General features: G+C 41.7%; 11 protein-coding genes and 1 pseudogene. 1 reads left to right on the top strand and 11 read right to left on the bottom strand.

Annotation, left to right across the window (positions count from 1 at the left end):
* The 11 genes and pseudogenes from MBEAL2_RS27885 to MBEAL2_RS33385 all read right to left on the bottom strand — a co-directional run.
* A partial coding sequence (locus MBEAL2_RS27885; RefSeq protein WP_047155452.1) for a heavy metal translocating P-type ATPase occupies positions 1–1,828 on the bottom strand: 1,828 nt, incomplete at its 3' end.
* Positions 1,829–1,931: 103 nt separating this feature from the next.
* Positions 1,932–2,132, bottom strand: coding sequence for a copper chaperone CopZ (copZ, locus tag MBEAL2_RS27880; RefSeq protein WP_047155451.1), 201 nt, complete (start codon positions 2,130–2,132; stop codon positions 1,932–1,934).
* Between the two features lie 27 nt (positions 2,133–2,159).
* Positions 2,160–2,477, bottom strand: coding sequence for a metal-sensitive transcriptional regulator (locus tag MBEAL2_RS27875; RefSeq protein WP_047155453.1), 318 nt, complete (start codon positions 2,475–2,477; stop codon positions 2,160–2,162).
* A 273-nt stretch (positions 2,478–2,750) separates the two neighbouring features.
* Positions 2,751–4,136, bottom strand: coding sequence for a DJ-1/PfpI family protein (locus tag MBEAL2_RS27870; protein ID WP_047155450.1), 1,386 nt, complete (start codon positions 4,134–4,136; stop codon positions 2,751–2,753).
* Positions 4,137–4,236: 100 nt separating this feature from the next.
* Positions 4,237–4,356, bottom strand: a pseudogene (locus MBEAL2_RS34490) (DUF8832 domain-containing protein); the annotation flags it as partial.
* A 14-nt stretch (positions 4,357–4,370) separates the two neighbouring features.
* Positions 4,371–5,306, bottom strand: coding sequence for an ABC transporter permease (locus MBEAL2_RS27865; protein ID WP_047155449.1), 936 nt, complete (start codon positions 5,304–5,306; stop codon positions 4,371–4,373).
* The gene (locus MBEAL2_RS27860) at positions 5,299–6,219 is read right to left on the bottom strand and encodes an ABC transporter ATP-binding protein (RefSeq protein WP_047155448.1); all 921 of its coding nucleotides are present in this window, start codon (positions 6,217–6,219) and stop codon (positions 5,299–5,301) included. Before MBEAL2_RS27860 ends, MBEAL2_RS27865 begins: the two co-directional genes overlap by 8 nt.
* Positions 6,220–6,380: 161 nt before the next feature.
* Positions 6,381–7,769: a sensor histidine kinase gene (locus tag MBEAL2_RS27855; RefSeq protein ID WP_500778852.1), complete on the bottom strand. Its 1,389-nt coding sequence runs from the start codon at positions 7,767–7,769 to the stop codon at positions 6,381–6,383.
* Positions 7,744–8,418 carry a response regulator transcription factor gene (locus tag MBEAL2_RS27850; protein ID WP_047155446.1) on the bottom strand — a complete coding sequence of 225 codons (675 nt, stop codon included), beginning with the start codon at positions 8,416–8,418 and terminating at the stop codon, positions 7,744–7,746. Before MBEAL2_RS27850 ends, MBEAL2_RS27855 begins: the two co-directional genes overlap by 26 nt.
* Positions 8,419–8,420: 2 nt before the next feature.
* Entirely contained in the window at positions 8,421–8,702 is a 282-nt protein-coding gene (locus tag MBEAL2_RS33390) for a DUF8832 domain-containing protein (protein ID WP_236693042.1), read from the bottom strand.
* A gap of 34 nt (positions 8,703–8,736) precedes the next feature.
* Entirely contained in the window at positions 8,737–9,147 is a 411-nt protein-coding gene (locus MBEAL2_RS33385) for a DUF8832 domain-containing protein (RefSeq protein ID WP_236693041.1), read from the bottom strand.
* 285 nt (positions 9,148–9,432) lie between these two features.
* Here MBEAL2_RS33385 and MBEAL2_RS27840 point away from each other — a divergent pair, with 285 nt between their 5' ends.
* Positions 9,433–9,642 (top strand): hypothetical protein, encoded by a 210-nt coding sequence (locus tag MBEAL2_RS27840; RefSeq protein ID WP_152667959.1) that lies wholly within the window; start codon positions 9,433–9,435, stop codon positions 9,640–9,642.
* The last annotated feature ends 401 nt before the right edge of the window (positions 9,643–10,043 follow it).

Raw genomic sequence — 10,043 nt, 5'->3', positions numbered from 1 at the left:
TTGCGGTCTTTCCTTCTTGTTCAAGCCCATCCATCTTTTTAAGCACATGATTCACGGAGATGCCGTATTGAGCCATCAATTTACGTGTCCCTACCACCACTTCTCTTCCCTTGATTACCGCTCGTATTCCATAGCCAGGAATAGCTTCAAATTGTTCCGTTGTTAACAAATTCGCTCCTTTTTCAGTGGCACCCGAAACAATCGCCTCTGCAAGTGGATGTTCGGAGTTCTTCTCTGCACTTCCTACGAGAGTCAGGAAGGTAGATTCCTCCATCCCTTCTGTCATTACATCGGTTAGTTCTGGTTTTCCTTTTGTCACGGTTCCTGTCTTATCGACCATAACAACCTCTACTTGATGGGCTGCTTCTAAATGCTCGCCCCCTTTAAACAGAATGCCAAGTTCAGCCGCCCGACCGGAACCCGCCATGATGGAGGTTGGTGTTGCCAATCCCAGGGCACATGGGCAAGCAATGACCAGCACAGCAATGAGCTTTTCAAGGGCGTTCGCAAAATCGCCAGGAGCTACCCACAGGTACCAAATGAGGAACACAGCAACGGCAATTCCAACTACAACAGGAACAAAGATACCCGAGATTTTATCCGCAACCCGCTGAATCGGCGCTTTAGAACCCTGCGCTTCTTCCACTACTTTAATGATCTGTGCGAGGGCAGTTTCTCTTCCTACCTTGGTTGCCTTGATTTTGAGCAGACCATTTTTATTCACGGTAGCTCCAAACACTTGGCCGCCCGCTTCTTTCTCAACAGGGATGCTTTCTCCCGTCAGCATGGATTCATCTACCGCAGACCTTCCCTCAAGGACCTCTCCATCTACCGGCACTTTTTCACCGGGTTTTACCACCATGATATCTCCCACTACGACTTCCTCAATGGGAACCGTCAATTCTTGATTGTCTCGTATGACAAGGGCTGTTTTCGCCTGCAATCCCATTAATGTCTTAATGGCTTCCGAGGTACGTCCTTTAGCAAGAGCCTCGAACAGTTTCCCGAGAAGGATCAGTGTAATTAAGATGGCGCTTGTTTCATAATACATATCGACCATAGGATGAGGATTCCCGATGGATTGAATGGTGAGATATAAACTGTAGAAGTACGCCGCCGAAGTCCCCAGGGCAACCAGTACATCCATGTTTGCACTTCCGTTACGAAGGGCTTTATAGGCTCCCTCATAAAACTGTCTTCCAATGATAAACTGCACCGGAGTCGCCAGTGCCAACTGCACCCACGGGTTCATTAACGCTTCAGGAAGCCAAATAAAAGAGGTGAAGGAAAAGTGGCTCACCATTGCCCATAGCAGGGGAAAAGATAAAAGGGCAGAGGCGATAAGTTTTTGTTTTTGACGAGTGAGCGCTTTTTGCCGCTGTTCACTTTCCCCATGTTCCTCTTCTTTTTTCAATGTCACTTTATATCCAAGCTTATCAACTTTTCGGACCATGTCTTGAATTGAAACCTCAGATGGTGCATATTCTACATGTGCCGTTTCCAGCGCTAAATTCACATTTGTTTTTGTCACACCCGGCAGCTTATTTAATCCTTTTTCGATACGAGTCGCACAAGCAGCACAGGTCATTCCCGTGATGTTAAAATCAACTGCCTCATGGATAACACCATAGCCCAATTGTTCAATCTTTTCTTCGAGTTTCGATGCATTTACAACATCCGGTTTAAATGTCACGGAGGCTCTTTCCAATGCCAGGTTTACATTTGCCTCCGTAACCCCTTCTACTTTCTTAAGCCCTTTTTCAATCCGAGTGGCACAGGCAGCACACGTCATGCCTGTAATGCCAATCGTGGTTTGTTTTTGTTCCATATCTTTACCTCCTTGTCTCATACCCTATAGGGGTATGATTCATTCAAAAAAAAATTAGATATGAAGGTGAGAAGCCATTCTTTAGATAAGTGGCTCCCATAGGTTACACCACATCGTATCCTTGATCTTCAATGGCTTCTTTAATTTTTTCAAGGGACACTTTACTTTCATCGTATTCTACGGCTACGGACTTGCTTTCTAAGTTCACTCTTCCAGAGGCACCTACCTCTTTCAATGCTCCCTCGACTGATTTAACGCAATGACCACAAGACATACCTTCTACCTGTAAGGTAATGTTTTTCATCTTTTTCATTCCCCTTTCTTATTTAGGTTATTTGATGAGTTTCCCCATTGTTTTAAGCAGTTCATCAATGACTTCATGGTCGCCCTCTTGAATTCGTTCGATGACGCAGCTTTTCATGTGTCCTTCTAGAAGAAGCTTTCCTACACCGTTTAGAGCCGACTGAGTGGCAGCCAATTGATTCAGGACATCATCACAATAGGTGTCCCTTTCAATCATGCCTTTCACGCCCCGAACTTGACCTTCAATACGGTTTAACCGTGCGACCAAATTTGCTTTTACCTTATCAGAATGATGACTTTCTCGATGTCCGTTGGGAGAGCAGCAACTTGTGTTTTCTACTTTCATTTTTACTTCCAAGAAAATCATCTCCTTTCTTGTTTATAATATAGCATACCCCCCTAATGTATTCAATATAGTTTTTATTTATTTTTTTGAAATCGCCGACCAGATAATTTTAGTATTTCGTGGAAAAGGATTCTTGTGTTAAATCCGATCTGGTGTAACGAATCCTCCTTCCCTTGTGACTTGTTCATAATCTTCAAAGATTACTTTTTCTAAATATCCATTTTCACCAACAAGAGACTTGATTTTTTTCATACACCTTTATTCCTTTTTTTTCTAGCACTTCCTTGTGCTCTGTAGTGAGGTATCTTTTAATTTGAAAGTTTTCTTCTTCATAATGAATCGTCTGTCAATACAGAAAGCTACCAGTAATGCGAATAAACCGGTTAAAAGCATATTTCCGTATGTTTCAAGAGGAAACAGTTTGCCTTCAAGATGGATATCATTCGCACGAAATTCGAGTCGTTTCACCACATGTTTAGCGGTGAGAAGGTCCTCTTGCTTGGCCAAATCTTCAAGCTCAACTTCAAATATAAATCGATCTGGGGAATCGCTATGAACGAACTGAAGTTCCTTGGCATTCCCCTTTTCGCTCCACTTTTTTATCTCATCCGGAGCCAACGATTTCGCTTCTCTTCCCGGAACAATCATTTTATCTAATTTTGGGGCCCTTGATATCAAATGTCTGGAAATCAGGTTCAGACCGTGTTTTGTCACGATGGGCTGCTCCGAGTTTGAAATGGAAAGAACCCTTGTCGTTCCAGTATTTGAATAGATATCAAATACGGAAGCCAGCGCCATTTCCTCCATACCGTTATACAGCAGCACACCTGCCTTTTTCTTGTTCCACTGAAAGGCGTTATTCAATACATAGGTGCTTATTTCGAAATCAAATGGGTCCATCTTCGGATTTTTAACGAAGTGATAAGATGGATAGTTCATTTCTTTTGCTATTTTTTCTGCCAGGGGTTCGCCTACTTTTTGCGAAATCACATAGAGAACGGCATCGATTCCTGATGAAACACCAGCCGAGGATACCACGTTTCCGTCCTGAACATACCGCTGATCCCTTATCCAGTTCGTTTCAGGATATTTCTTTTGAAAGACCGCCATGTTTAGCCAGTGCGATGCCGCTGACTTTCCTTTCAATAAACCTGTAGCTGCAAGGTTTCCCGAGCCGCCACAAATGCTTAATAACGTGGTTTTAGAATGTTTTTGTATCCACTTTCGGATCGGCTCAAACTTCTTTTCATCATACGTGGTCATAAAAGGGATGGCGATAATGTCAGGACTTTTTCCTAATAACTGATCCATTTCTTTAAAAGAGTAGTGGGGTATTACATCAAGACCGCCCGTTAATGTCTTCACCTCATTGTCTGGAGCAACGGCGTATACATTGAATGCCCCGGTCCTAGAGAACAATTCGTATGGAATCATAAAATCGGAGCCAAACGTGGCTTCATTTCCCAACAGCACGGCAACCGTAGGTTTATTCGGATTATATTCGGGTTTCTTCACTCCTTGCAAAGAAGGAATGGGCTCTTGGCGAGCCGCTATGTAAAAAGCTTCCCTTGAACGAACAAATTCGAACCACCCAATCCCTCCCACAAACACTACGAAAATCAATACATAAACAACCAAGCGCACGAATAACCTCTTCATTTCATTTTCCTCCTCGCGATTATACAATACCTTCGCAGGGTATATCAATGCTTAAAAATACGCAGACTCACCATCCGTTTTTGACCAAATCTAGGGAACATTTACTACGAAAGGGATGAACATGTAAATACGATTTTGCATCTTTGTCTAAAACGACTACATGACCTACAGCTCCAAGATAGGGTTGAAGATTTGTAATGGGTTGTTTGGTTTTGGCATCTTTAAAGGTGAAATTTATGATGCAACGTCACGCTTCTTAAAAACAATCCAAGATAGAGCGTTAAATATGACAAAATAAACAATGAGAACAGTGACGGAAAACGACATAGTCATTCCCGGGATATTCGGACTACCGGTCAGGTATTGAGTTAAATCTGTATTTTCGAAGAGAAAATATTTTGCCCAGTTATATTGAGCCAAGAAACTTGCCACACCCGTTCCAACAAACATAATCGCTATCGATAAAGCAATGGCAATGGAACTGCTACGAAACACCGATGAAATCATAAACGACATCGTAACGATCATAATCATTTGTACGCATTGGTAAAGGTACGTGCTGATTGCGTGCTGAACGACATTGGTTTCATGGACGACACCATCGGAAGAAGCATAGACAAAAGGAATACCAATGTCATGAAATCCCTGCAGAAAGCCGGATACGAGAAATGCGCTTATAAAAAGGACAATAAAAAGCAGAATAGAGAAAATCAACGCGGCGATATACTTCGAAAGAAGAATCTTGGCACGAGAGACAGGACGGATTAAAAGCAGTTTGATCGTACCTGCGCTAAATTCTCCCGCAACACTATCTGCGGCAATAATAACGGTAAACACCGTTACCACTTTTATCAGATTAGCTGCGTTAAGCATGTTCCCCCATAAGGTTTCCTCGGCAGGAAGGATATTATGAGTCAAGTGATACTGATTGGTGTGAATTCGATTGGTCAATTGTGTTTTCCAATCCGCACCATGATTCATGCTCGCCAACATGTTTTGGTCATTTGTGATTTGCTGCTGTACAGATGTTCTCCAGTCCCCTGAAGCGACTTGAGAAGGTTTCGCGGCAATCAAGAAGCCAATGGTAGTTAAAACTAAGACAAGCACTAATAACCAGGTTCGTAATCGACGATAAATTTTCATATTCTCATTTAGCAAGAGATTAAGCAATTGAATCACTCCCCGTCATTTCTAAGAATTTATCTTCCAAGGATGGATTTAACTTTCTGATACTATAAACTTTAATACCCGCACGAACGAAAAGTTCATTAACTTCCGGAATTTGTTCCTTTTCTAAATGACACTTCACGCCATCCTCCAAAGCTACAACATCAATAGAAGAATAGGAACGCCAAACCTCCAGTGCCAACAGTGGTTTATCTAGTTCAACAAACACCAGATGATCGATTCCGTCATTCATCAATTCTTTAACCGTTCGAACATTAATTAATTTGCCATTTTGAATAATGGCTACACGGCCACACATCAACTCCATTTCAGACAAAAGATGACTGGATACAATGACGCTGATTCCCTCTTTGCGGGTAAGTGTATGCAAATAGTCCCGCAATTCGCGAATACCGGCTGGATCTAATCCATTGGTTGGTTCGTCTAAAATAAGTATGGATGGTTTATGAAGTAGAGCTTGGGCTACACCTAAACGTTGGCGCATACCTAATGAATAGGTTTTAACCTTGTCATGGATTCGATTTTCTAAACCTACCAAGCGAATGACTTCATCCATTCGATCTTTTGTTACACCTGAAACCATGCGGGCGAAATGAACTAAATTTTGATAACCGCTCAAAAACTTATACATTTCGGGGTTTTCAACGATAGCCCCCACGTTCACTATTGCTTTTTCAAAATCATGAATAATGCTTTTCCCATCAATGAGAACATCGCCTTCTGTAATGCTCATTAAACCTACCATCATACGAATGGTTGTGGTTTTGCCCGCTCCGTTTGGACCCAAAAATCCAAACACTTCTCCTCTTGGGACATCAAAATTTAATCGATCAATGATTGTTTTGTTTTTAATTCGCTTGGTTAAATTTCGTAACTGCAAAATTGGCGTATTCATGTTGCCACCCTCCTTTAAAATAAATAACTTAATTATTTTAATTTCCTGTAAGGATACTATAAACCGGCTTTGTGAACTCAATATGAACTAAATGGACGATTGAAAAAAACCACCTAAAGGTGGCATTTTATTGGCTATATTGTTGATTTACAATACCTGAATCACTGGGGTAATGTAACCTCAAAAGTTGAACCGGTTCCCAGTCGTCCGGATACTTGAATATGTCCTTTATGAATATCAACGATTTTTTTAACGATCGATAGGCCGAGCCCGTTTCCCTTAACGGAAGGATCGCGAGCTTTGTCAACTTTATGGAACGGCTTAAAAATATCGGCCCGTTCTTCTTCCGGAATCCCGATGCCATTATCCGTTATGGAGATGATGTTCTGATTATCTTTCCTCACAGCTTCGATAACAATCTTACCGTGGGCTGGAGTGAATTTGATGCTGTTACTCAATAAATTGGTCCACACCTGATTGAGCTGGTCTTCATCCGCTTGAACAGTCATGGCCTCAAGCTGAACATCAATTTCAATTTCTTTCGCAGCCCATTGAGGCTCCAATGCAATAACGACCCTGCGCAATTGCTCATCCAGCCGATAGGTATTTACCTTCAACGGATGATGCTCCTGCTGCAGATAGGACAGCCGAAGCAAATTTTGGCTTAATCGGGATAACCTCTCACTCTCCTTTTCGATGATAGTTAAATAATGGAGGCGGCTTTCCTCGCTCATTTTCTTCTGCTGTAACGCCTTGCTAAATCCTGAAATGGAAGTCAATGGCGATTGAATTTCATGTGAGACATTCGAAACGAAATCCTGCCGCATTCGATCCAGCTTAGATAGTTCTTTCGCCATTTCGTTAAAACTAACAGTTAAGAGACCGATTTCGTCCTTGCGTTTGGTAGGAAGCTCGAAATCAAATGTTCCCTTCGCCATCCTCCTGGTTGCTTCTGTCAAACGGACGATGGGGTTTACGATATAACGCGCAGCAACAAGAATCAGCAAACTACCGAAAAACAGGATAATGATGTACGTAACATGAATGGCATTCATGGTTTCGTTCTCGATAGGATTCTCTTTCACGGTTACAAATAATGCGTAAGGCTGCCCATCTGCCTGAAGTGGAAGGCCGACTGAAGGAGGTTGAGGAATGTGAAAATGAGCAAGGTCTACTTTATCGAAATGGCGAACCTTTTCACCGGCGAGCACACGCCTCATATCATTAGGGTCAACCTGTATGGGCCACCCTTTTTCGTCAAGGAGGGGCTTACCCTCCTTATTGTAAAGTTGGAGAAGGGTATGGGAAATCCCGGATACGTTTTGCATAAACGGGATCAACTCAGCAGAAGGTGTCGATTGATAGGTTTGTATCATTTTGTTACCGTTCGTGATTAGAAGTTCTTCTATCAAACTTTGAATTCGACCCTCATACAGCCAAGAACTAACCATAACGGCCGTGAACAGACTCAACATGACAATGCCGACAAATATGAATACAACCCGGGTATATAGCGACTTAATCTTAATGCACCTCCAACCGATAACCAAGACCGCGGATGGTTACAATGCGGAAATCGGACTCGTATTCGGCAAAGCGTTCCCTAAGCCGCTTAATGTGAACATCCACCGTCCGCTCGTCGCCTTCATAATCAATGCCCCATATTTGCTCAATGAGATGATCCCGTGTAAACAACTGCCCGGTATAGCTGCCCAGTTTGTACAGCAATTCGAATTCTTTCATAGGAAGTGTCATCGTTTTACCATTCTCGTATAGAACCTGATAACTCGAGCGGTCTAATGATATGTTTCCAAGTTTAATGATATTGGAAGTAGAAATACGGTACCGCTTTAGCAGAGCCTTCACGCGAAGAACAAGCTCCACCGGATCAAATGGCTTTACCAAATAATCATCCGTTCCAAGCTTAAATCCATGAATTCGGTCCTGCGCCTCTCCTTTCGCGGTAATCATCAAAATGGGGATATCCCCAAGCTCTCGGAGTTTCGTGCATAAAACCCAGCCATCCATCTGTGGCATCATAATATCTAGAATCACCAAATCAAAAGAATGATTCTCCGCATAGTCCAACGCATCCGCTCCATTCGATTTTTCAACGATATCAAACCCTTCGTCTTTCAAGTACAATGAAACTAACTCACGGATGTGAGCTTCATCATCCACCACTAATACCTTTGGCAAATTTAATCCTCTCCTTTTATTTCTACTACAAACGGGAACGCTCTTACTTTTCCATTTTGTTTGAATTCAGCCCATATTTTATAGATGCCTGGCTGTTTGAACTGCGTCTCAAAAACCGGTTCCTTATCATTGGCTGGATGAACATGAAGAAAGTTCTGGGCGTTTTCATCAAGAATGACCACATGCCCCATCGCTCCCAAATAAGGAGTTAGATTGGTTTTATCTAAATTGAATGTTAACGTTACTGGTTGATTGGCCTGGGCAGAACTCAGATTTAATTTCACCGTTTCTCCATCTATATTCTGAGTAAAATTGGTGTCAGCCTTTAATTCCTCGTTCTGGGTGCACGTGATAATACTTCTGCAAATGTTCATCTACAATAATTAAATGAAGAAGCTTCTCATGATTTACTTCTAAATCGTTAACTGGATTTCCTGTCTTATCTTTTAAGAAAATCTTTATTTCATCTGTATTAGATTGAACAAACACATTTACCTCGCTAGTCTCCTTATGTGCTGAATCGCTTCCATGCTCATGACTGCTTCCGGTTTTTTTAGCATGATTTTCAACATCCTCATGCTTTTCCTTAGATACACTGTGATTTTCATTACTTTCATATTTCGCCGCAGATACAGCCTGTGTTTCATCAGCAAAAAACTCCTCATACACGGTAAAACCACCTATCACTACTGCCACATAAAGAATGGACGCTATGACCCATTTATCCATTTCAACCACGCCTCACAATCATAATTTTGGTGTTGGATTACTTATTCTATGGACACTATAAATCAGCTTTGTGAACTCAATATGAACTGAGCCATAGAAAAATTTAATCTCAAGTACATTGACGGCGAATGCCCAAGTTATCAATGAAAATGCAGCGCAAATCGGTAATCCTGTAAAGTCGGAAGTTTCAGCGGTGAAGTTGCCAAAAACCACAGGTGCGTATGTTGAATGCAAAGCCGAACAGCCGCTACCACCAGGACTAGACGCAAAGCCGGGGCAACACATATGAACTTAACGGATATGCCTTTATTGCAACCATATCTTGTCGGAACACCCTATGCCAATATATTATCCGCCGATGTAAAACCTGATCACATTTATGAATTGAGCAACAGTGTAATCTTGTCGTTCCTTGAAAAAACCCTCAATGCTAAGAAGAATACGATACTCGATCGTAAAAATGTAAAAGTACCCGGTTTGACGATTGTTCAATAGATGATATTGTCTTAACGCGATTATCAGGCTTTGTAAAGAAAAATACCGCCACTCTCTTAAGAGAATGGCGGTTTCAGTTAATTATTCGTCTTTAAAGGATTTTCTGAATAAAAACGGGATTATTATACAGGCAATCATTGCAACAGCAAATCCAACTAAGAAAATCCAGTTAAATTCCGTGTTACCCATTGTCATAAATTTCCCTCCACTTCTTCTTCAAGAATCTGTACATCAAGCAACAAGCTATCACTTATATTCTACACGAATAAAAATAAGGAGAATATAGCTCCAACGAGTCATTATAAGAAAGGATACAGATACATTCCCGTTCTGCTCAAAAAAGGACACACATAAGTGAGCGATCGCCCCCCTTTTTATAATTTTTTTGCAAACCTTTACAT

Origin of the sequence: Aneurinibacillus tyrosinisolvens (genome assembly GCF_001015055.1) — a bacterium.
Lineage (GTDB): Bacteria > Bacillota > Bacilli > Aneurinibacillales > Aneurinibacillaceae > Aneurinibacillus_A > Aneurinibacillus_A tyrosinisolvens.
This window is presented reverse-complemented; position numbering and strand designations above follow the sequence as displayed.